This window comes from Streptomyces sp. JLBT605 (assembly GCF_058215555.1).
This window is the reverse complement of record NZ_CM177087.1, coordinates 4,440,767-4,462,443: the sequence shown is the minus strand read 5'-3', so window position 1 is coordinate 4,462,443 and position 21,677 is coordinate 4,440,767. Positions and strand designations below refer to the sequence as shown.

20 protein-coding genes and 1 tRNA gene are annotated in these 21,677 nt (G+C 71.6%); 11 read left to right on the top strand and 10 right to left on the bottom strand.

Going from position 1 to position 21,677, the window contains the following annotated elements:
• Nucleotides 1-76: 76 nt before the first annotated feature.
• Both AC4BDD_RS19395 and AC4BDD_RS19390 read right to left on the bottom strand, forming a co-directional pair.
• Nucleotides 77-2,014, bottom strand: a complete 1,938-nt coding sequence (locus tag AC4BDD_RS19395; protein ID WP_490686718.1) for an Ig-like domain repeat protein — start codon at nt 2,012-2,014, stop codon at nt 77-79.
• A 107-nt stretch (nt 2,015-2,121) separates the two neighbouring features.
• Entirely contained in the window at nt 2,122-2,766 is a 645-nt protein-coding gene (locus AC4BDD_RS19390) for a DUF998 domain-containing protein (RefSeq protein WP_490686717.1), read from the bottom strand.
• A gap of 261 nt (nt 2,767-3,027) precedes the next feature.
• Between AC4BDD_RS19390 and AC4BDD_RS19385 the strand changes: the two genes are divergently transcribed.
• Nucleotides 3,028-4,281 carry a sensor histidine kinase gene (locus tag AC4BDD_RS19385; protein ID WP_490686716.1) on the top strand — a complete coding sequence of 418 codons (1,254 nt, stop codon included), beginning with the start codon at nt 3,028-3,030 and terminating at the stop codon, nt 4,279-4,281.
• The gene (locus AC4BDD_RS19380; protein WP_490686715.1) at nt 4,278-5,054 is read left to right on the top strand and encodes a response regulator transcription factor; all 777 of its coding nucleotides are present in this window, start codon (nt 4,278-4,280) and stop codon (nt 5,052-5,054) included. Before AC4BDD_RS19385 ends, AC4BDD_RS19380 begins: the two co-directional genes overlap by 4 nt.
• A gap of 74 nt (nt 5,055-5,128) precedes the next feature.
• On the opposite strand, the gene AC4BDD_RS19375 is transcribed toward AC4BDD_RS19380, so the two are convergent.
• The 3 genes from AC4BDD_RS19375 to AC4BDD_RS19365 all read right to left on the bottom strand — a co-directional run bounded on the left by AC4BDD_RS19375 (nt 5,129) and on the right by AC4BDD_RS19365 (nt 8,212).
• The gene (locus AC4BDD_RS19375) at nt 5,129-6,229 is read right to left on the bottom strand and encodes an LLM class flavin-dependent oxidoreductase (protein WP_490686714.1); all 1,101 of its coding nucleotides are present in this window, start codon (nt 6,227-6,229) and stop codon (nt 5,129-5,131) included.
• A gap of 110 nt (nt 6,230-6,339) precedes the next feature.
• Nucleotides 6,340-7,119, bottom strand: a complete 780-nt coding sequence (locus AC4BDD_RS19370) for a maleate cis-trans isomerase family protein (protein WP_490686713.1) — start codon at nt 7,117-7,119, stop codon at nt 6,340-6,342.
• A 31-nt stretch (nt 7,120-7,150) separates the two neighbouring features.
• Nucleotides 7,151-8,212 (bottom strand): maleate cis-trans isomerase family protein, encoded by a 1,062-nt coding sequence (locus AC4BDD_RS19365; RefSeq protein WP_490686712.1) that lies wholly within the window; start codon nt 8,210-8,212, stop codon nt 7,151-7,153.
• A 163-nt stretch (nt 8,213-8,375) separates the two neighbouring features.
• On the opposite strand from AC4BDD_RS19365, the gene AC4BDD_RS19360 reads away from it, so the two are divergent.
• Nucleotides 8,376-9,353 (top strand): D-2-hydroxyacid dehydrogenase, encoded by a 978-nt coding sequence (locus tag AC4BDD_RS19360; protein WP_490686711.1) that lies wholly within the window; start codon nt 8,376-8,378, stop codon nt 9,351-9,353.
• 53 nt (nt 9,354-9,406) lie between these two features.
• Nucleotides 9,407-10,831 carry an amidase gene (locus AC4BDD_RS19355; RefSeq protein ID WP_490686710.1) on the top strand — a complete coding sequence of 475 codons (1,425 nt, stop codon included), beginning with the start codon at nt 9,407-9,409 and terminating at the stop codon, nt 10,829-10,831.
• Nucleotides 10,832-10,927: 96 nt separating this feature from the next.
• Here AC4BDD_RS19355 and AC4BDD_RS19350 read toward each other — a convergent pair whose 3' ends face one another.
• Nucleotides 10,928-11,452, bottom strand: coding sequence for a DUF3830 family protein (locus tag AC4BDD_RS19350; RefSeq protein WP_490686709.1), 525 nt, complete (start codon nt 11,450-11,452; stop codon nt 10,928-10,930).
• A 168-nt stretch (nt 11,453-11,620) separates the two neighbouring features.
• On the opposite strand from AC4BDD_RS19350, the gene ehuB reads away from it, so the two are divergent.
• From ehuB to AC4BDD_RS19320, 6 genes are all read left to right on the top strand, one after another.
• Nucleotides 11,621-12,529 carry an ectoine/hydroxyectoine ABC transporter substrate-binding protein EhuB gene (gene ehuB, locus AC4BDD_RS19345; protein ID WP_490686708.1) on the top strand — a complete coding sequence of 303 codons (909 nt, stop codon included), beginning with the start codon at nt 11,621-11,623 and terminating at the stop codon, nt 12,527-12,529.
• Nucleotides 12,526-13,272 carry an ectoine/hydroxyectoine ABC transporter permease subunit EhuC gene (gene ehuC, locus AC4BDD_RS19340; RefSeq protein WP_490686707.1) on the top strand — a complete coding sequence of 249 codons (747 nt, stop codon included), beginning with the start codon at nt 12,526-12,528 and terminating at the stop codon, nt 13,270-13,272. The genes ehuB and ehuC overlap by 4 nt, the downstream gene beginning before the upstream one ends.
• Nucleotides 13,269-13,919: an ectoine/hydroxyectoine ABC transporter permease subunit EhuD gene (gene ehuD / locus AC4BDD_RS19335; protein ID WP_490686706.1), complete on the top strand. Its 651-nt coding sequence runs from the start codon at nt 13,269-13,271 to the stop codon at nt 13,917-13,919. Before ehuC ends, ehuD begins: the two co-directional genes overlap by 4 nt.
• On the top strand, nt 13,909-14,694 hold the full coding sequence (ehuA, locus tag AC4BDD_RS19330; RefSeq protein WP_490686705.1) for an ectoine/hydroxyectoine ABC transporter ATP-binding protein EhuA: 786 nt from the start codon (nt 13,909-13,911) through the stop codon (nt 14,692-14,694). The genes ehuD and ehuA overlap by 11 nt, the downstream gene beginning before the upstream one ends.
• 235 nt (nt 14,695-14,929) lie before the next feature.
• Entirely contained in the window at nt 14,930-15,691 is a 762-nt protein-coding gene (locus tag AC4BDD_RS19325) for an IclR family transcriptional regulator domain-containing protein (RefSeq protein WP_490686704.1), read from the top strand.
• Nucleotides 15,692-15,765: 74 nt separating this feature from the next.
• Nucleotides 15,766-15,839, top strand: a tRNA-Lys gene (locus tag AC4BDD_RS19320).
• A gap of 104 nt (nt 15,840-15,943) precedes the next feature.
• On the opposite strand, the gene AC4BDD_RS19315 is transcribed toward AC4BDD_RS19320, so the two are convergent.
• Nucleotides 15,944-16,759, bottom strand: a complete 816-nt coding sequence (locus tag AC4BDD_RS19315; protein WP_490686703.1) for a 4'-phosphopantetheinyl transferase family protein — start codon at nt 16,757-16,759, stop codon at nt 15,944-15,946.
• A 241-nt stretch (nt 16,760-17,000) separates the two neighbouring features.
• Between AC4BDD_RS19315 and AC4BDD_RS19310 the strand changes: the two genes are divergently transcribed.
• Complete coding sequence (locus tag AC4BDD_RS19310; protein WP_490686702.1) at nt 17,001-17,954, top strand: alpha/beta hydrolase; 954 nt, start codon at nt 17,001-17,003, stop codon at nt 17,952-17,954.
• Between the two features lie 109 nt (nt 17,955-18,063).
• Here AC4BDD_RS19310 and AC4BDD_RS19305 read toward each other — a convergent pair whose 3' ends face one another.
• The 3 genes from AC4BDD_RS19305 to fabG form a co-directional block, all read right to left on the bottom strand.
• Nucleotides 18,064-19,827: an acetyl/propionyl/methylcrotonyl-CoA carboxylase subunit alpha gene (locus AC4BDD_RS19305; RefSeq protein WP_490686701.1), complete on the bottom strand. Its 1,764-nt coding sequence runs from the start codon at nt 19,825-19,827 to the stop codon at nt 18,064-18,066.
• Between the two features lie 48 nt (nt 19,828-19,875).
• A complete protein-coding gene (locus AC4BDD_RS19300; RefSeq protein WP_490686700.1) occupies nt 19,876-20,808 on the bottom strand; it encodes an alpha/beta hydrolase in 933 nt (310 codons plus the stop codon).
• Nucleotides 20,809-20,890: 82 nt separating this feature from the next.
• Nucleotides 20,891-21,673 (bottom strand): 3-oxoacyl-[acyl-carrier-protein] reductase, encoded by a 783-nt coding sequence (fabG, locus tag AC4BDD_RS19295; RefSeq protein ID WP_490686699.1) that lies wholly within the window; start codon nt 21,671-21,673, stop codon nt 20,891-20,893.
• Between the last annotated feature and the right edge of the window lie 4 nt (nt 21,674-21,677).

Below are 21,677 nucleotides of genomic sequence, written 5' to 3'. Positions count from 1 at the left end.
CCATGACCGCCGCGGTCGGTGGCTGCCGACCGCGGCGGTCGACGGTTGCCTGTCGCTGCCGGACGCCGGACGTCGCTCAGTTGGAGAAGTACAGGTACTTCCAGCCGCCGTACGTCGTCGTGTTCACGTTGTCGCCGGAGGACCCGTCGACGTACACCGAGCGGATCCGCGCCTTGACGCCGGACTGCCCCGGCGCCTCCAGCCGGATGGCCGACTTCCCGTCCGCGCCGAGCGGGAAGTACTGCGAGCCGGTCGAACGCCAGGCGCCGCCCGCGTGGACCTGCACGTCGAAGCGCTGCTCACGGCCCTGGTGATAGGTCATGGTCGTGGTGAGCACCGGGTCGGTGCTCTTGTGGAACCAGTAGTAGGTCGTGGAGCCGATCCTGGCCGTCCGGTAGTGCCGGGAGACGGCGGTGGAGATACGGACCCGGGCGCGTGCCGTGGACTTCACCGTCTTGGGCGCGGTGCGGGAGTCCCCCTTGAAGACCGCGGTGACGACGGTGTCCCGCCGCATGTCCACCGTCGCGGAGATGTCGCCACGGGAGTTGACCGTCCCGGTCTTCAGCAGCTTGTCGGGCTTGTCGCCGCCGTAGGGGTTCGCCCAGATCTCGACCGTGCGGTTCTTGTACGTAGAGCCGAGGTGCGCGGTGAAGGAGACATCGGCGCCGTAGTCGTAGACCTTGCCGTTGTTGTTCAGGGTCAGTGCCGGCGCCGTACGGGAGACCGTGACCTTGCCGGACGCGCTGACCGCCGCGTGCTCGGCGTCGCCCGCGTAGGAGACCTGGTACGTGACGTTGCCGCCGGCCGGCGGGGTGTCGGTGAAGGAGTACGAGCCGTCCGCCTGCACCACGGCATCGGCCAGCGCCTTGCCGCCGGGGCTCTCCAGGTCGGTACGGGTGACCCGCAACGAGACGCCGCTCGGCAGCGGGACCGTCGCCGAGAGCTTCCCGGTCACGGTGAGCGGCCTGCCGCGCTGGGCGGTCTGCGGGGCGTTCACCGTCAGGCTCGGGACGTTCAGCGTCGGGCCGGTGAGCGCCTTGAGGGTGTATCCGCCGTCGGCCCCCACGAGCGCGAAGACCCGTGAGGAGTCCGGTGCCCAGGTCAGCGCGGCGGCCGTGCCGGACGCACCGGTGTCGTAGGTGCGGAGCGGCCGGGCGGCGCCGGGCCGGTAGACCGCCACCTTGCCGCCTCCTGCCTGGGCGACGAGTCCGTTCGGCGCGATGTCGGCGCGCTGCCCGGAGGGGTAGGCGCCGGCGGCGGTGAACTTCCCGTCCGCGTACGCGTCCCGGTCCGTACCGTTGACCAGCACCTGGGGGGCGCCGGGGACGAGGTCGATGTCCCCGATCCCGTCGTTCAGCGAGTAGTCGCCGCCGTGCCAGGCGAGGAACCGCGGTGTGGGGCCGGTGACGTCGAGAACGGCCATCGAGTCCGTGGACAGGCCGGTCTCACCGACGGCCAGCAGACCGGGCGCGGAGGGGGCGGTGTCGAGGAGCGCCGGGTCCCAGATGCCCGAGTGCCCCTCCGGGAACTGCTTGAGCGTCACCGCCTCGGCGCCGCCCGCCGGGTCGATGGAGCCCAGGTCACCGTCCCACTGGTCGCCGTAGGAGAACCACACCTTGCCGCCGGCGAAGGCGATGTGGCGCGGCCCCTCATCGGTGGCGACGGCGTAGCGGGCCTTGACGTCGAGCGTGGCCGCGTCGAGGGCCACGATCTCGTGGCTGCCCTCGGCGGCCGCGTACAGGGTGGCGCCGTCGTCGGAGAGGGCCAGGCCGGAGACCCCGCTGATGCCGCTCACCGAGTCGACGAGGTCGCCGGAGTAGTCGGCGGCCAGGATCTTCCCGGCCGTTCGGTCGCCGACGAAGACCCGCTGCAGGGCGCCGTCCGCGACGATGCCGCCGGGTGAGGCGACGGCGGTGGAAGCGGCCGAGGCGGATCCGGCCGCGGCGACGGTCAGCGCCGCCGAGCTGAAGAGGACCGCGAGCGCTGTCGCGGTCGAGATGCTGCGCGTGCGCACAGTGCTGTTACCCCCACAAGGAAACCCGGTGGATGGCCGGGAGATGAGAGCGCCGCGCAACGCCCGGGGGTGACCGCCGAGATGCGGTGACACGCGGGGCGCGGCTGCTATCGGGCAGAGTAAGGCATGCCGGGCCGGAGCGCGCGGAGTATGGCGAGCCCCATGACGAGCGCCCACGCGCCGGGGGCGAAGGCCGCGATCCGTTCCAAGCCGCCCAGCCCGATGCCCGGATCGTGCCGGCCGAAGAACATCCACGCGGCGGCCACCGCGGTGGCCGCCGTGCAGAGGGTCAGCGCGCGCATCGCGCCGAAGAGCGAAGCCCGCGGAGTGAATCCGGCCCAGATGAGCCCGAAATTCCCCAGTCCCATGATGAGAAGCGCGCCCATGACATGAAGGTCCTCGTTGACATCCGCGGGGACCAGACCCACCACGACCCAGCCGCCGGAATTGATGGCGAAGAGAATCCGGGCACTCACGGATATCCGTCCACGGCCCCAGCATGTCGCGGTCAGCAGGGTGCCGGCGAGGAGCAGTACCCCATGGACGACGAAGGAGGTGTTCATGGCGTCGTGCAGAGGCGAGCACACATAGCGGGGGCGGGAGGTGTCCCAGGTCTGGCAGTGGACGTTGCCCAGGTCGCTGATGTTGTTCTCGGCCCAGCTGTAGGGCGTTCGCCAGCCGGACTGGACGACCAGTTGGACGACGAGGAACTGGACGGAGCCGACCAGCCATGCGGCCGCACCGATTCTCACGGCAAGGGATGTGCGGCGGTTTTCAGAGCGCGACGCGGGGTGCGAAGCGGGTCGGGATTCCAGGATTTTGGAGTTCACGCTGGAGTTCACGCTGGCCTTCCGGAACGGCGAATCGGGTCACTTCCGTGGCCATGACGTTCGCAGGCGAGGACGGGCCCGCACATCGCTGTCCCGGGGGAAATCGCCTCCCCCGTATGCGGCATCCCCTCTGGCTCCTTCGGGGGAGGTGCGCCGCGCGGACCCGCAGGTACGGTGCGGTCCGTGAGCACATTGATCCGGCCGCTGATTCGGCCGCTGTCCGGCAGAACCGCGTACCGGGGTGGGATATACGCGTTTCTCGGCGCGGCCCTGAGCCTGCCGCCCCTGGTTCTCGCGGTCGTCGCGGCGCCGCCGAAGTGGCCGGCGGCGCTGCGTGCGGTGGGCTTCGGGGTCGCCGTGTGCGCGGTTCTGGTGGCCATGGGCGCCCCGCGCGCGGCGCGTCAGGCATCCGTACGGCTGGCCAACCGGCTGCTGGAGACCGGTCTTTCCGCCCCGCCGGAAACCCCGGTCTCCCCCTGGACGGACCGGCTCCGGACATCGGCGTACCTGGCCGCCCACGCGGCGGTCGGCGCGGCGGTGACCGCGGTGACTCTCCTCTCGGTCTTCGCGGCCGTGGTGTTCCCCTCGGTCTGGCTGAGCGGCGGTGGCCCGGTGGCGAGTTTCGGGGGCGACCTGCGGGTGGAGCACGGGTGGCAGGGCCTGTGGGCGGCTGTCGTCTCCGCCGGATGCCTGCTGCTCGCGGGGTACGCCACCCTCGGCGGCGCGGCGGCGATGCGGCTGCTCGCCCCTTCCCTGCTCGGCCTCCGTACCGCCGAGCGGCTCGCCGCCGCGGAGGAGCAGCGGGATCGGCTGGCCCAGCGCAACCGGCTGGCCCAGGAGTTGCACGACTCCATCGGGCACACCCTGACGGCAGCCACCATCCAGGCCGCCGTCGCGGGGGAGTTGATGGACAGCGATCCGGAGGCGGCCCGGCGCGCGCTCAACAGCATCGAGGAGACGTCCCGCGCCGCCATGGACGACCTGGACCATGTGCTCGGCGTGCTGCGGGAAGGCCGGTCGCCCACCACACCGCAGCACACCCTCGACCACCTCGGCCCCCTGGTGGAGCGAGTCCGGCAGGCCGGTGCCGAGCTGAGCGTCGAGACCATCGGAGACCTCGCGCGGGTACCGGCCACCGTGTCGCGGGAGGCGTACCGGATCGTCCAGGAGGGCCTGACCAACGCCCTGCGGCACAGCGGGAAGGCCGGGATCAGCCTGCGGGTCGTCGTGGCGGACGGCTGGCTGGAGGTGGAACTCCTCAATCCGATCGAGGCCACCGTGACCTTCCGGCCCGGCCGGGAGGGCGGTCACGGGCTGACCGGGATATGCGAGCGGGTACGGCTGCTGCGCGGCGAGGTGTCCGCGGGGCCCGCCGACGACCAGGGCCGCAGGTGCTGGCGGCTGTCGGCACGGATACCGCTACGGTCGGCGCCATGAGCTCCTCCAGCGGGACAGCCCCGGCCGCCGACCCGAGCCGGACGACCCCGGTCGCCGATCCCGGCCGGATAGCGGCCGCCGATCCCGGCCGGCCGGCCCCGGCCGCCGAGCCCGTCGTCACCGTCCTCATCGCGGACGACGAGGAGCTCACCCGTACCGGGCTGCGCGCCCTGCTGTCGGCCAAGCCCGACCTGGACGTGGTCGGCGAGGCCGCCGACGGCGCCGACGTGCTCCCCCTGGTCCAGCGGCTGCGCCCGGACGTCGTCCTGATGGACGTGCGGATGCCGCGGATGGACGGCATCGAGGCGACCCGGCGGCTCCGGTCCGCGCTGCCCGATCCGCCGAAGGTCATCGTGATCACCACCTTCGAGAACGACGAACACGTCTATGACGCCCTGCGGGCAGGCGCCAGCGGGTTCATCCGCAAGCGGGCCCCGTCCCAGCAGATCGCCCACGCCATCCGCCTGGTGGCCTCCGGTGACTCCGTGCTCTTCCCGGACGCCGTCCGCCGGCTTGCCGCCGGCCGGCCCGTGCCGCGCGACGCCGCCACCGGTGGTGCGGCCGGGCTCACCGGCCGCGAGACCGAGGTCCTGCGGCTGATGGCGAAGGGCCTGTCCAACCAGCAGACCGCCACCCGGCTGCGGGTCAGCCTGGAGACGGTGAAGACGCACGTCGGCAACGTGCTGACCAAGCTCGGCGCGAACAACCGCACCCAGGCGGTCGTGCTGGCGTACGAGGCGGGCTTGGTGGGCTCCGGGGCGGAGGACTGGTAGCCGCGGCCGCGCGGCAGCGGTCGGCGGTTCGTGACCGCTGCGGCCGACGGTTCCCGACCGCTGCCGGACGCCCCCTAGCCGCCCGCGGGGAAGTCGTACGCGTCGGCGATCAGCTCGTAGGAGCGCAGCCGCGCCGCACGGCCGTGGCCGGTCGTGGTGATCTTCAGCTCGTCCACGCCGGTGCGCTTGACCAGGTCGTTCAGTCCGTCACGGACCGCGTCCGGGGTGCCGTACTCGACGTTCGCCAGCCAGCTGTCGACGAAGTCCCGCTCGACGGTGCTGAAGTCGTACCGCTCGGCCTCCTCCGGGGTCGGTATCAGGCCGGGCCTGCCGGTGCGCAGCCGGAGCATGGACAGCGCCCCGGTGAGCACCTGGCGGTGGGCCTCCCGCTCGTCCTCGGCGGCGAACGCGGAGACGCCGATGGAGGCGTACGGCCGGTCGAGCACCGCCGACGGCCGGAAGCTCTGCCGGTAGAGATCGAGGGCGGGGACGGTGTTCGCGGCGGAGAAGTGGTGGGCGAAGGAGAACGGCAGCCCGAGCAGGCCCGCGAGCCGGGCGCTGAAGCCGCTGGAGCCGAGCAGCCACACCGACGGGCGGTCGGCGGACTGCACGCCGCCGGGCACCTTGCCCTGGACCGGGCCGGGCACGGCGTGGATCCGGGCGTAGGGGTGGCCGTCGGGGAAGTCGTCGTCCAGGAACCGGGTGAGCTCCGCGAGCTGCTCGGGAAAGTCGTCCGCGCCTTCGTTCAGCGTCTGGGTGCGGCGCAGCGCGGCAGCGGTCGCGCCGTCCGTGCCGGGCGCCCGGCCCAGGCCCAGGTCCACCCGGCCGGGCGCCAGGGCCTGCAGGGTGCCGAACTGCTCCGCGATCACCAGCGGCGCGTGGTTGGGCAGCATCACCCCGCCGGAGCCGAGCCGGATCCGGTCGGTGTGCGCGGCGAGGTGGGCGAGGATCACGGCGGGCGAGGAGCTGGCGACACCGGGCATCGAGTGGTGCTCGGCGACCCAGAACCGGTGGAATCCGCGCCGCTCGGCGAGCTTGGCCAGCTCGGTGGTGGTCCGCAGCGCCTGGGTGGCGGTCAGCCCGGCGCCGACCACGGCCAGGTCCAGCACCGACAGCGGCACGGGTGCGCTGCCGGTGGGATTGGCCCGGATGGTGTCGTCCTGCTGGTCGGCCACGGTGGCCCGCCTCCCTGCGTCCTCGCGCGTACGCCCCGGTACCCGCATGCCTTTCGCGTCTCACCGGCCCAACCGGAGAGTTTCTCCGGTTATTCCCGGCGCGCGGCGGATCAGCGGAAGAGGACACCCAGGTCGGAGCGGGCGGGCGGGAGATCCAGCCGGTCCAGCAGGCGCAGCCCCTCCCAGACCGTGACCTGGTTGGCCGTCAGGACGGGTTTGCCGAGTGCCGCTTCGAGATCACCGAGCCAGGCGGCGGTGTGCAGGGCGGTGTCCGGCAGCAGCACCGCCTGGGCCGCGGGGTGGTCGCCGCCGCGGGCCAGCCGCAGCACCTCCTCGCGGCCCCAGGTGCCGACCTCCGCCGCGGTGATGACGCCGCTGCCGCGGGTGGCGACGACCTCCGCGCCCGCCGCCTTCAGAAAGGCGGTGAAGTGCCCGGCGACGTCCTCGGGGTAGGTCGCGGCGACGGCCACCCGGGTCAGGCCGAGGGCGCGCAGCGCGTGGACGAAGGCGAAGGAGGTGCTGGAGGCGGGCAGTCCGGCCGTCGCGGCCACCTCCCTGACCTGGGCGTGCGCTCCCTCCCAGCCGAAGACGAAGCTGGCGCTGGTGCAGGCCCACACCACGGCGCCCACGCCGCCGGAGGTCAGCTCCGCGACCCCGGCTGCCAGCCGCGCGGCCGAGCCCATCTCCAGCAGGGCGTCGACCCGGTGGGCGTCCTCGCCGATGTCGGTGTGCACCAGCGGCAGCCGGACCCTGCCGCCCAGCAGCGCCTCCAGCCGCGGGTAGTCGTCCTCGGCGGAGTGGCCCGGGTAGAGGAACCCGACGGCGTCCCCGCCGAGGCAACCGGCCGTCTCCCCTTCCGCCCACGTCGGCCCGGTGTTCGGTTCCGTCATCCATGGCCTCGCTCTCGGTCGCATACGGGGTTCACACGGGCGGCGGCGCGCCCGCGTCGTGGCCGTCCCAGCCCTCCCCCGGCTCCGGTTCGGCCGGGGCCGGCGGCCCCGCGAGCGCCGCCTCGGGGCCGAGCGCCGCTTCGTGGCCGACGACCGGACCGAGCGCCGCGTCGGGGCCGACGACCGGGCCGAGGCCGGCGCCCAGCCCGGGGCCGGCCACCGGATCCAGGACCGGTCCGGGCCCGGCGACCGGATCGGGGTCCGCGCCCAGCCCGGCGCCGGCCAGCGGACCCGCGACCGGGCCGGGCGCCGCGGGGCGGTCCGGGGCCGCGGCCGCCATGCCCGCCGGGCCGGATCGCGCGGCCAGGTCGAGCAGCGCCTGGTACGGGCCGACGGCACAGGCGCCGATCACCCGCAGCGCGGACCAGACGGTCACCTGGTTGGCGGAGAGCACCGGCATCCGCAGCTCCGCCTCCAACTGCGGGATCACGTCGTACGTCGGCAGGTTGGTGCAGCTGATGAAGAGCGCGTCGGCGGCCCCGACCACCGCCTGCCGGGCCATGTCGACCACATCGCGGTAGGGCACCTTCCAGATGTGCCGGGTCAGCCCGAGGTAGGCGCGGCCGGTGACCTCGACCCCCGCCTCGCCGAGGTACTCCTCCAACGCGTCGGTCACCGACCTGGTGTACGGCGTGACCACGGCTATCCGCCCGGCGCCGATCTCGTCCAGGGCCTGAAGCAGCGCGCCCGAGGTGGTCAGCGCGGGCACCTCACCCGCCTGGCCCATCGCCGCGCATATCGCGCGCTCCCCGGCCGGCCCGCCGACGAAGCTGCCCGAGGTGCAGGCGTACGCCACCACCTCCGGGGCGACCGCGCTCAGCGCCCGCACGGCGTCGCGCAACGTCTCGTGCTCGCTGACCAGCCGGGCCAGATCGAGACTCACCTCGACCGGCACGAAGGGCGTACGGGTCAGATGGAGCGAGACGTCGTCGGGCACCCAGCGCCACAACTCGCGGTCGAGGGCGAAGTCGAAGGGCGCGACCACGCCCACCCCGCGCTGCGGCTGCGGACCACCGAGAAACGAGACGTCCATGTCGGGCCCCAATACGACGGAGGGCTGAACGAATGACCTGAGACTTAAGCCGGTTCGAGCGCCGGGACGTCGGGACAGATGCCGTTGTTGACGACGGTAGTTTCCGGTGCCTAGCGTGGTCAATCCTCACATCTCCGGCACTCGTCGAAACGGTTTACCGCCCATGTCGATGACGCCCATGCCGATGGCGCCCACGTCGATGAGCACCGTCGTCGTCTTCGGGGACGATCCGCCCGCCCGGCTCGACCGGCTCGCCGGCCGGGCCCGGGTGCTGGTCTGCGACGAGCAGTCGCTGCCCGAGCTGCTGCCCGCCGCCGATGCCCTGCTGGTCTGGGACTTCACCTCCGACGCGGTACGCGCCGCGTGGCCCGGCGGTGGACCCCGGCCGCGCTGGGTGCACACCGCCAGCGCCGGGGTCGACCGGCTGATGTGCCCGGAGCTGGCCGCCTCGGAGACGGTGGTGACCAACGCCCGAGGCGTATTCGAACAACCGATCGCGGAGTATGTGACCGGGCTGGTGCTGGCCATGGCCAAGGATTTCCCCGGCACTTGGGAGCTCCAGCGGCAGCGCCGCTGGCGGCACCGGGAGACACTCCGGCTGGCCGGCACCCGCGCGGTGATCGTCGGCGCCGGCCCCATCGGCCAGGCGATCGGCACCGCGCTGTCCGCCCTTCGCGTCCGCACCGAACTGGTGGGGCGGACCGAGCGCCCCGGGGTGCACGGCGCGGACCGGCTGCCCGGACTGCTGCCGGACGCCGACTGGGTGGTGTGCGCGGCGCCGCTGACCGAGCGGACCCGGGGCATGTTCGACCGGGAGACGTTCGCCCTGATGAAGCCGTCCGCCCGGTTCGTCAATGTCGGGCGCGGCCCGCTGGTGGTCCAGGGCGACCTGGTGGCGGCCCTGGTGGGGCGGCGGCTGGCCGGAGCGGCGCTGGACGTCTTCCCGTCCGAGCCGCTGGCCGCGAGCGACCCGCTGTGGGACGTGCCCGGCCTGCTGATCTCCCCGCACATGAGCGGCGACACGGTCGGCTGGCGGGACGAGCTGGCCGCGCAGTTCCAGGACAACTACGACCGCTGGGCGGCGGGCGAACCGCTGTTCAACGTGGTCGACAAACGGCTCGGGTACGTGCCCGTGGACTGACCTCTGCGGGCGGTTTGCCCGCCGAACACGCATGGACACCGATGGGAGGCCCCGTGACCGACCCCGCGGACCTGACGGCGACACAGCTCCTGGACCACTACGCCTCCGGCGCGCTCTCCCCCGTGGAGGCGACCCGCGCCGTACTGGACCGGATCGCGACCATCGAACGCACCCGGCCGGCGGTCAACGCCTTCACCCGGGTGATGGCCGAGGAGGCCGTAGGCCAGGCGGAGCGGTCCGCGGCGCGGTGGCGGCGCGGCGAGCCCGCCGGGCCGCTGGACGGGGTTCCGGTCACGGTGAAGGACGTGCTGCTGACGCGCGGCGCGCCGACGCTGCGCGGCTCCCGCACGGTGCGGGCCCAGGGCGCGGCCTGGGACGAGGACGCGCCGTCGGTGGCCCGGCTGCGGGAGAGCGGCGCGGTGTTCGTGGCGAAGACGACCACTCCGGAGTTCGGCTGGAAGGGTGTCACGGACTGCCCGCTGACCGGGGTGACCGGCAATCCCCACGATCCGCGGCGCACCGCGGGCGGCTCCAGCGGGGGCAGCGCGGCGGCGGTGGCGCTGGGCGCCGGTCCGCTGAGTCTTGGCACGGACGGCGGTGGCTCGGTCCGCATCCCCGCGTCGTTCTGCGGGATCTTCGGGCTGAAGCCCACCTACGGGCGGGTGCCGCACTATCCGGCCAGCCCGTTCGGGACGCTCGCCCATGTGGGGCCGATGACGCGGGACGCGGCGGACGCCGCCCTGCTGATGGATGTGATCACCGGTCCGGACTGGCGCGACTGGTCGCAGCTGCCGCCGGTGGCGGGGGGCTTCCGGTCGGCGGTGGCGGCGGGTGGTGCGGGCGTGGCCGGACTGCGCGTCGCGTTCAGCCCGGCGCCGGTCCGGTCCGCCACGGTGCGGCCCGAGGTGGCGTCGGCGGTGCGGGCGGCGGTGGAGCTGCTGGCCGGTCTGGGAGCCCGCGTGGAGGAGGTCGACGCCGGGATCGAGGACCCGGTGGAGGCGTTCCACGTGCTGTGGTTCAGCGGGGCGGCACGGCTGGTGCAGCCGCTGGCGCCGCGGGACCGGGAGCTGCTGGACCCGGGGCTGCGGGAGATCTGCGCGCGGGGCGCGGCGTTCAGCGCACTGGACTACCTTGCGGCCGTGGACGTCCGGGTGGCGCTCGGCCGGGCGATGGGGCGCCTCCACGCGACGTACGACCTGTTGGTCACCCCCACCCTGCCGATCACCGCTTTCGAGGCCGGGGCCGAGGTGCCGGCGGGGTCCGGGCTCGCCCGGTGGACGGGGTGGACGCCGTTCACCTATCCGTTCAACCTGACCCAGCAGCCGGCGGCGACCGTGCCGTGCGGGGTGGACGGCACGGGGCTGCCGATCGGGGTGCAGCTGGTGGGGGCGCGGCATGCGGATGGGGTGGTCTTGCGGGTGGCGCACGCGTTGTACGAGGCGGGGGTCGCGGACGCGGTGCCGCTGCCGATGCCTTGACCCCGGGGCTCTGCCCCGGACCCCGCTCCTCAATCGCCGGAGGGGCTGGAAAATCCAGCCCGTCCGGCGATTGAGGACAAAGCGGGAGGTGGGGGCTCAGGCGCGGCGAAAGCTCATGGTTTCGCCGAGGGCGCCGGCGCGCCATAGGTCCTGGCAGGCGGCGGCCATCCGGTCCAGGCCCTCGACGACCGCTCCCCAGACGATGCCCGGCACCCAGCCGGTGTCGCCGTTGATCAGCAGGTTGTTCCGCTCGTAGAAGAGCGCGAGGTCGATGGTCTGCCGCCTGCTCCGGTGCTCGGCGTGTGACGCGTAGCCGTGCGAGGCGGTGCCCAACTGGGTGTCGGAGAAGGTGAAATAGCACAGGTCGCCGGGGATCGGGGTGACGGTGGGATTCTCCAGCGGCGGCTCCTGCGGGGCGAACGGCGGCAGCAGTGTGTAGATCTCGTTCCGGGCGTATTTCGCGTGGTAGACGTCCCCGCTCAGCGGCAGCGCCTGCCACACCGCCTCGCAGGTGATCGGCGCGCGGTCCTCCAGCAGCACCGCGGTGCAGCTCACGTCGCGCTTGTCGAGCGAGATCTCGACATGGCGCCGGGCCTGCGTCCGGCCGCTTGCGGATTCCATCGCATACCTCCCGTTCCGGGGCCGTTCCGGGCCGTTTCCCGGCTCGTTCCCCGGGTCGGTTGTTTCCGTCGTTTCATCACCTTCTACCCGGGGCCGCCCGGTCGACAGCGAAGTCCGGGGCTGAAAAGGATCTGCATATCTTCCGGGAAGTCGGGTAGCCGCGCGCCCATGGCTCCACCACGAGGTAAAGACAGCGGAATCATGATGCGCCGCCGGTCGCTGCTGGCGAGCGGCGCGGCGTTGGGGGTGCTGGGCGCGGCCGGTTGCAGCCGGGTTTCCAGCGCAGATGCCAAGGACGGGGGAAACCTGCTGGAGCGGCTGCGGTCGCAGGGCACGGTCCGGCTGGGAATCGCGGGTGAGATTCCCTTCGGGTACATCGACAAGGACGGAGAGTTCACCGGCGAGGCGCCGGAGATCGCCAAGGTCATCTTCAAGCGACTGGGCGTGGACCACGTGCAGCCCGTGCCGACCGAATTCGCCTCCCTGATTCCCGGGCTGCGGGCGCAGCAGTTCGACGTGGTGTCAGCCGGGATGTACATCAACCGGGAGCGCTGCCAGCAGGTGATCTTCTCCGATCCGGACTACAAGATGCTCGACGCCTTCATCGTGGCCAAGGGGAATCCCAAGAAGCTCCACCGCTACGAGGACATCCTCGCCAGTGGGGCCAAGATGGCCAGCGGCACGGCCTATGCCGAGATCGGCTACGCGGTGAACGCCGGGATCAAGGAAGACGACATCGCGGTCCTGCCCGACCAGCTGGCCGGGCTGCTCGCGGTGGAGCAGGGCCGGGTCGACGTGTTCGCCGGCACGACCGTGACGGTGCACAACGTCGTCAAGCAGACCGGCAGCCGGAAGGCGGAGGCGACCGAACCCTTCCAGCCCATGCTGGACGGAAAGCCGGATATCGGCGCCGGCGGTTTCGCCTTCCGGCGCGAGGACACGAATCTGCGCGACGCGTTCAACGTCGAGCTGCACAAGATGAAGAAGAGCGGCGAGCTGCTGCGCATCGTGCGGCCTTTCGGTTTCACCGAGGCAGAGATGACCGATCTGACCGCCGAGGAGTTGTGCGGGCGATGACCGCCGGACTGTGGCAACACTGGCTTCTTCCGGGTATCTGGATCACCATCCAGCTGACCCTTTACAGCGCGGTCTTCGCGACCGTGGTGGCCTTCGCGATCGGCATCGCGCGGACCTCGCGGCTGTGGATCGTCCGTTTCCTCACCGGCTGCTATGTGGAGATCTTCCGCGGCACTTCGGCGCTGGTGCTGATGTTCTGGCTCTTCTACGTGATGCCGCTGGGATTCGAGATGCAGCTCCTCCCGATGTGGGCGGCGGTGCTGGCCCTGGGGCTGACCTACGGCGCGTACGGATCGGAGATCGTGCGCGGCGCGATCGCGGCGGTCGCCCCGGGGCAGCGTGAGGCGGCCATCGCCCTGAGCTTCACCCCCGCGCAGCGCATGCGGCGGGTCATCCTGCCGCAGGCCGTGCCCGAGATGATCCCGCCGTTCAACAATCTGCTGATCGAGCTGCTGAAGGGCACCGCGCTGGTCTCGGCGGTGAGCGTCGCGGACATCACCTTCGCCGCCCAGCTGTCCCGGCTGGCGACGGGCGAGAGCCTGGAGATCTACGCGATCGTGCTCGGCCTGTACTTCGTGCTGGCCTTCGTCCTCACCCGGCTGATGCGGCTGCTGGAGCGCCGGGCGAAGGCGGCCGTCGGGCAGGAGCCGCCGCGGCGCACGCCCGGAGTGACCCGCAAACTCCCGGCCGCCCAGGAGACCGCCCAGGCCTCGAACATGGCCTTCCCCGGAGGTGCGCAGTGAACTGGCACTGGGATGTCGCCCGTGACTTCCTTCCCCATCTGCTGGACGGGCTGCTGATCACGCTGGAGGCGACCGCGCTCGGCTCGGCGCTCTCCTTCGCGCTGGGCCTGGTGTGGGCGATGGCCTTCCGCTCGCCGACCCGCCTGGTGCGCTGGCCGGTGACCGCGGTGGTCGAGTTCATCCGCAACACCCCGCTGCTGGTGCAGCTGTTCTTCTTCTACTACGTGCTGCCGGAGTGGGACATCACCTTCTCCGCGCTCACCACCGGGGTGGTCGCGCTCGGCCTGCACTACTCGACGTACACCGCCGAGGTGTACCGGGCCGGAATCGACGCCGTGCCGCAGGGGCAGTGGGAGGCGGCCACCGCGCTGAGCCTGACCCGCCGCCGCACCTGGCTGGCGGTGATCCTGCCGCAGGCGGTCCGCCGCGTCGTGCCCGCCCTGGGCAACTACGTCATCGCGATGCTCAAGGACTCTCCGCTGCTCGCGCTCATCGGCGTGGTCGACATGCTGCAGGAGGCGCGCTCCGAGGGAGCGTCCTCCTTCCAGTACATCGAGCCCTACACCATGGTCGGCATCGCCTTCATCCTCATCGCCTGCCCGGCATCCTTCCTGCTGCGAGCCCTGGAGCGTCGTCTTGCCCACTGACATCCGCACCGAGAACGAACTCATCCGCTTCGACAAGGTCACCAAGCGCTTCGGCGGCACCACGGTCCTGGACGACCTGTGCTTCTCGGTGTCCGCCGGCAAGCACGTGACGCTGATCGGCCCGTCCGGCTCGGGCAAGACCACGATCCTGCGGCTGCTGATGACGCTGATCAAGCCGGACCAGGGCACGATCGCGGTCGACGGCGACCTGCTGACCCACCAGGAGAAGGGCGGCAAGCTCGTCCCGGCGCGCGAGAAGCACACCCGCGAGGTCCGCAAGAAGATCGGCATGGTCTTCCAGCAGTTCAACCTCTTCCCGAACATGCGGGTGCTGCGGAATGTGACCGAGGCCCCGGTGAACGTGCTGGGCATGAGCCAGGACGAGGCCGAGGAGCGCGCCCGGGAGCTGCTGGAGCTGGTGGGCCTGGGCGCCAAGTGCAACGACTACCCGACCCGCCTGTCGGGCGGGCAGCAGCAGCGGGTGGCCATCGCCCGCGCGCTGGCGATGCGGCCCAAGGTGCTGCTGCTGGACGAGGTGACCTCCGCGCTCGACCCGGAACTGGTGGCCGGGGTGCTGGATCTGCTGCGCGACATCGCCCGTTCGACGGACATCACGATGCTGTGTGTGACGCACGAAATGAATTTCGCCCGGGACATCTCGGACGAGGTTCTGATGTTCGACGGGGGCCGGGTGATCGAGTCCGGTTCGGCGGAAAAGATCTTCTCCGAGCCGGAACACGAGCGTACTCGGGAGTTCCTGAGTGCGGTGTTGTAGACGGACCATCGGCCGTCCCAGACCCGGTCTTATACCAGGGGCATATGCCAGAGGTACGCGTCCCTGGTTATCGGCCCGGAACGGGTCCCCAATATGTCCAACACCCGCTCCCGATGACCCGATTGGCCGCTACCGTGGTAGACGCCGGGCAGCCCGGAGTGGTGAGCGCGTCAGCTCTGCCATGCGTGCTGCCCCGATGACGACGCAAGCGGTAGCAACCTCTGAGGGGGAAACCGTGGCGCTGAAGCCAGAGTCGATCGCGCCGTTCCGCTCGGTGCCGTACGCGTTGCGCGTGCTGGAAATGGTGTCCGCGAACACCGGCGGGGTGACCGATGCCCAGATCGCCCGCCGCACCGGACTGCCGGCGGGCCACCTCGCCGACCTGCTCCGGATGCTGCGCCGCGAAGGCTATGTGGAGCAGCAGTCGGACGGCTCCTACGTGGTCGGCGACTCCCTGCTGCTGCTCGGCACGGCCGGACCCGACCGCGAGGTGGCCCTGCAGAAGAAGCTCCAGCAGAACCTGGGCTCGCTGCGGGACTCGATCGGCGCGGCGGTGTACCTCACCCGCTACATCGACGGCGAGATCAAGGTCACCCAGTACGCGGACAGTCCCCGCACGCCCAAGGTCAACGAGTGGGTGGACTTCCGGTCCGCCGCGCACGCCATGGCGGCGGGCAAGTGTCTGCTCACCCAGCTCGATCACAACGGGCGGCGCGATCACCTCTCGCGACACAAGATCGTCCGGCTGACCTCGCGGACCACGACCAACGCCAGGGTGCTCTTCAACAAGCTGGACAGCCAACCCGCCACCGTGCCGGTGCTCGATCTCCAGGAGTACGCGGTGGGCACGGTCTGTGCCGCGGTGCCGATCACCGCGGGCTCCTCGGTGGGCTGCCTGGCCCTGTTGCTCCCGCTCGAGCACGCCCACCGGCTCCGCAAGGCGGCGCACACCCTCAATCGCGAGGCCGGACCGGTGCTGCTGTCGCTGGCGATCTGATCCGGTCAGGAGCACCGCTCGGGACCAGGTAGTATTTACCTCGACGACAGCCGCTCAGGCGGAAACGTCGGCGGGCGCCGCTAGCTCAGTTGGTTAGAGCAGCTGACTCTTAATCAGCGGGTCCGGGGTTCGAGTCCCTGGCGGCGCACCTCACAGCACAGCGGGCGTTCCCGGTCTTCCGGGAACGCCCGCTGTCGTATGTCCAGGATTTCCGGCCCGGGACCGCTGGGACGGCCCGGTGCTCCGGGCCGGTCAGCACGCCGGGGCGGCCAGCCGCAGCCGAGCGAGCATGACCACCGGCCGGGCGGCGGTGACCGCGCCGGTACGGACCGCCACCGCGGCCCGGTAGCCGTCGGGCGCGTCCACATCGAGGAGCGACCAGCCTTCCGGGCCGGGCGGACCGGCCGGCGCCAGACCTTCGGCGAGGCCGACGTGGTGAGTGCCGATGCCGCCGGGCAGCCCCGTCCCGATCCCCTTGAGATAGGCCTCCTTCCGCACCCAGCAGCTCAGGAACGCCGTCTCGCGCAGCCCGGCGGGGAGCGCGGCGATGGCCGCCTGCTCATCGGGGTGCAGCTGACCGGTCAGGTCCACCCCACCGCGCCGGGCCTGAAGCGTCTCGATGTCCGCGCCCACGGTGCTGCGGGCCACCGCGTAGAGCGCGGCGTCCCCGGCGTGCGACATGGAGAAGTGCAGCTCCGGGTGGCCGAGGACGGCGGGGCGGCCGTGCGGCTCGTCGCACTCCGGCATCCCGCACCGCTCCCGGGCGAAGGCGATCTCGGCGGGGTCCGTCCCCAGGTATCCGCCGAGCAGCGTCCGCAAGCCCACATGAGAGGTGAGGTAGCGCTCGCGGGCGGTGTCGTCCCGCAGCCGGGCGACGCGCCGGCTCTCCTCGGCGTCCAGCATTCCGGCGAGGGCGGTGGCGGCAGCCGCCGACTCGGGGATCCGCAGCAGCCAGACGGCGACCTCACCGGCGGCGGGCCGATCCCCGGGGCCGGGCAGCGGTGACGCCGGGCCCCAGGACCCGGGGCCGGAGGCGGCAGCGGCGGCCGCCGGTGTGTTCCATGGCATGATTCCGCTCCCCCGCCCGTCCGGCACCGATTCCCCTCACGTCCCCGGTGAGCTTAGGGGGTGCCGGGAACAGGGGTCCCACGGCGGTCGCCTTCCCTCCGCCCTGCAACCGCGCTGAATCCCATGCGGTGAATCGGGGCGGTGAATTAGGCCACGTTCCCGCCGGGTCCGGTACGGCCGCGTGACCGTCCCACTACGATCGCGCACGTCTCGCTCAACCTGTTCGGGAGGGGCCCAGCACATGGCGACGGATCGTACGGGGCAGTCGGCGGACACCTCATCCCGGGGCCCTGGGAGCTCGGTGGCCTCGCTGGCGGCCCTCCCGCTGGCCCCCCTCTACGGCGCGGCCCTCGCCTACCTGGCCTACCACCCGCCCCGCAAGAGGCATCACAAGACCCCTGCCGACCTGGGCCTCACCAGCTCCGAGGTGGTGGTGGAGACGACCGGCGGGCGCCGGGGCCAGGGTCTTCACCTCTGGCTGTGCCCCGGGGACCCGGAGCGGGTGGTGGTGATGGGCCACGGGCTCGGGCTGAGCAAGTCCGCGAGCCTGGGCCAGGCCCGGCTGCTGAACGAGGCGGGCTACACGGTCGCCCTCTTCGACCAGCGCAACCACGGCAAGAGCCTCACCGACCGCACCTTCTGGAACGTCAGCGAGCGGCACACCGACGACCTGCTCGCCGTGATCGGGTACATGCGGCGGCAGCCGGAGCACGCCGCGGCGCGGTTCGCGGTCTACGGCTTCTCCATCTCCACCTTCCCGGCCTTCTACATGCTGCGCCGGGCGGCCGAGTGCCCGATCGACGCGGTCGTCCTGGACAGCGGCCCGGCGGACGATCTCGGGGCGCTGCTCCGCAACTTCGTCGACGCCGACGGGCTGCCGGTGCCGCGTGCGCTGCGCGGCGGGATCTCCGGCAGGGTGGTCGGCAAGGTCTTCTCCTCCACCGCCGTCGCGATGCTCAAGGCGGACTGGCCGCCGCCCGCCTCGGGTGCGTACGCGACCACGCCGATGCTCTTCCTGACCGGCGAGCAGGACGTGATCGTCCCAGCGGACGAGGTGCGGGCGCTGGCGGAGCGGTATCCCAGGGCCGAGGTGCGGGAACTTCCGGACACCGGGCACCTGCTGGGGATCAAGCAGCACCCCGAGCGGTACGCCGACACCGTGCTGGACTTCCTCCGGCGCACGCTCAAGAACTGAGACGGACGGTCGTGCCGGGCCTCCCCTGCCCCCGTGGTGCGGAGGAGGCCGTACGGCTCTCGACCTTGATCAGGCTCAGTCCTTGATCCCGATCAGTCCTCGATCCCGATCAGTCCTTGATTTCGCAGATGACGGCGCCGGAGGTGATGGACGCGCCGACCTCGGCGGCAAGGCCCTTGACGGTCCCGGCCCGGTGGGCGTTGAGCGGCTGTTCCATCTTCATCGCTTCCAGGACCACGATCAGCTCGCCTTCCGCGACGACCTGACCCTCCTCGACCGCGACCTTCACGATCGTGCCCTGCATCGGCGAGGCCAGCGCATCACCCGACGCGGCCGACCCCGACTTCTTCGCCGCCTTCCGCTTCGGCTTCTTCCCCCCGGCAGCGGCCGCGGCCCCGGCCGAGACCACACCGAGCGAGGCGGGCAGCGACACCTCCAGCCGCTTGCCCCCCACCTCCACAACCACCGTCTCCCGCACATCCGGCTCGGCCTCATCGGTCGCGGGGGCGACGAAGGCGGGGATGTCGTTGACGAACTCGGTCTCGATCCACCGCGTGTGCACGGTGAACGCACTGCCGTCGGTGGGGGCGAAGGCGGGATCGGTGACCACGGCACGATGGAAGGGGATGGCGGTGGCCATGCCCTCCACCTGGAACTCGCCCAGCGCCCGCGCGGCCCGCTGCAACGCCTGCTCACGAGTGGCACCGGTGATGATCAGCTTGGCCAGCAGCGAGTCCCACGCCGGACCGATCACCGACCCCGACTCCACCCCTGCGTCCAGCCGCACACCCGGACCCGTCGGCGGGTTGAACACGGTCACGGTGCCGGGGGCGGGCAGGAAGTTCCGGCCCGGGTCCTCACCATTGATCCGGAACTCAAACGAGTGCCCGCGCACCGGCGGGTCGTCATAGCCCAGCTCCTCGCCGTCGGCGATCCGGAACATCTCCCGCACCAGATCGATGCCGGTGACTTCCTCGGTGACCGGGTGCTCCACCTGAAGGCGGGTGTTGACCTCCAGGAAGGAGATCGTGCCGTCCATACCGACCAGGAACTCCACCGTCCCGGCACCGACGTAACCGGCTTCCTTCAAAATCGCCTTCGACGCCGCATACAGCTCCGCGTTCTGCTCGGGCGACAAAAACGGCGCGGGGGCCTCCTCGACGAGCTTTTGGTGCCGGCGCTGCAGCGAGCAGTCACGGGTGGAGACCACCACCACATTGCCGTGGCTGTCGGCCAGGCACTGGGTCTCCACATGCCGCGGCTTGTCCAGGTAGCGCTCCACGAAGCACTCACCCCGGCCGAAGGCGGCCACCGCCTCCCGCACCGCGGAGTCATACAGCTCCGGGACCTCCTCCAGGGTGCGGGCCACCTTCAGACCACGCCCACCACCACCAAAAGCCGCCTTGATCGCGATCGGCAGACCATGCTCCTTGGCGAAGGCCACCACCTCCTCCGCACCCGCCACCGGATCCGGAGTACCGGCCACCAGCGGAGCACCGGCCCGCTGCGCGATATGCCGGGCCGCGACCTTGTCACCCAGATCCCGGATCGCCTGCGGCGGCGGACCGATCCAGATCAGCCCCGCGTCCAGCACCGCCTGCGCGAACTCCGCGTTCTCGGAAAGAAAGCCGTAACCAGGGTGGATCGCGTCCGCCCCCGACTCCGCCGCCGCGGCCAGCACCTTCGCGATATCCAGATAACTCGCCGCCGGGGTGTCACCACCCAACGCGTAAGCTTCGTCGGCCGCGCGTACATGCACCGCGTCCCGGTCCGGATCGGCGTACACCGCCACACTCGCGATCCCCGCATCCCGACAAGCACGGGCAACGCGGACAGCGATTTCGCCACGGTTGGCGATGAGCACCTTACGCATGCTCCCACTTCCTTTTCCGATTGGAACCATCCTGGCCGGGTCGATGCATTACCGCAGTGCACGCTTGAGGAAGTCCAGGACGACACTCGCGTATGCCTCAGGGTCGGTCCTGAGCCCCAGCAGATGCCCGGCGCCCGGCAGTACATGCGTCTCCGCCTGCGGGAAACGCTCGGCGAACGCGTCGACCGAGGACGGTGGGACCACCGGGTCGAGTTCGCCGGACAGCAACAGCAGCGGCACCTTGGCGAAGGCGCCGGTGGCCGGTGGCGGCCACTGGTCGTGCGAGGCCCGGGCCATCGCCGGGCCGAGCGCGCACAGCACCCCGGTCACCACCGACCGGGAGGGCTCGCCGCGCAGCCAGCCGGGCAGCGGCAGCGACTCGGCCTCCAGGAAGTTCCGCAGCAGCGGTGCCACATCGTGGCCCGGGCCGCTGTCGCAGACCACCGCGTCGACCTCGAAACCCGCCTGGTTGAGCGCCCAGATCGACGAGAAGCAGGAGAAGGAGAAGCCGTAGACGGCGAAGCGCGCGGCGCCGTAGCCACCGGCGGTGCGCAGGTGGCCGACGACGGAGACGATGTCGCCGGCGAACCGGTCGCCCAGGCCCCGCCAGGCCGGATCCTGGCTGCTCTCCCCGTGGTTGCGGTGGTCGAAGAGACAGACGGTGTATCCGGCGTCGTGCAGGAACTTCGCGTGCTCCAGGGCGCGCACCTTGCTGAGCCCCAGGCTGTGGCCGACCACGACCACCCGGTCGGTGGCACCCGGACACAGCCAGGCGTGGATGTACTTCCGGCGCTGGAAGGGGATCTTCAGCTCGGTGCTGGGCAGTCCGTACTCCCGTGGATGCCCTCGCTCCGCGCTGCGCCTGGGGTGGTAGGCGAGATACGCCAGCAACGCTCCGTACAGCGGCGCCAGCGGCAGCGCGGCGACCGACAGGATCCGGTTTCCGAGCGTGGCAGGCTGAGCCGTGTGCGGCTCGGGCATCTGCGTCCTCCGGGAGGTGGAAGGGCGACCATCGAAGACGGGGGTACGGTTCACGGCGCGGCGCGGGCAGGAGGTCCGGTCCTCAGACGATGATGCCGCCGTCGATCTGGAAGACCGCGCCGGTGACGTAGTCGGCGCGCACCAGATACGCCACCATGTCGGCGACCTCCTCGGGGCGGCCGAACCGGCGGAGCGGGATTCCCTTCTCCGCTTCCTTTCTGACCTTCTCCGAGAGGTCGGCGGTCATATCGGTCTCGATGAAGCCGGGGGCGACCACATTGGCCCGGATGTTGTAGCGGCCGCCCTCTTTCGCCAGGGACTTGGTGAAGCCGATGATGCCCGCCTTGGACGCGGCGTAGTTGGTCTGCGTCGCGTGGCCGTGCACCCCGGCCACCGAGGAGATGTTGACGATGCAGCCGGACTTCCGCTTCATCATCTCGAAGATCACCGAGCGGCAGACGTGGTAGGTGCCGCTGAGGTTGACGTCCAGGACCTGCCGCCAGTCCTCGTCCTTCATCAGCAGCAGCGGATTGTCCCGGGTGATCCCGGCGGAGGTCACCGCGACCTCGATGTCGCCCAGCTCCTGCTGGACGAAGGCGACCAGCTCGCGCACCGAGTCGGCGTCCGCGACATCGGCCTGCCGGCCGATCACCCTGCCGCCGCCCAGCTGGGCCGCCTCCTTCTCCAGCGACCGGGCGGCCTCCGGGCTGGAGGAGTGGCAGAAAGCCACGTCGAACCCGTCCTTCGCCAGCCGGAGTACGGTGGCCCGGCCGATGCCGCGGGAGCCGCCGGAGACCAGCGCGACGCGGCGGGGCGCCTCCGGGCGCTGCGTTTCGGGGGCCTTCTCATCGGGGGTCTGGGTCATGTCG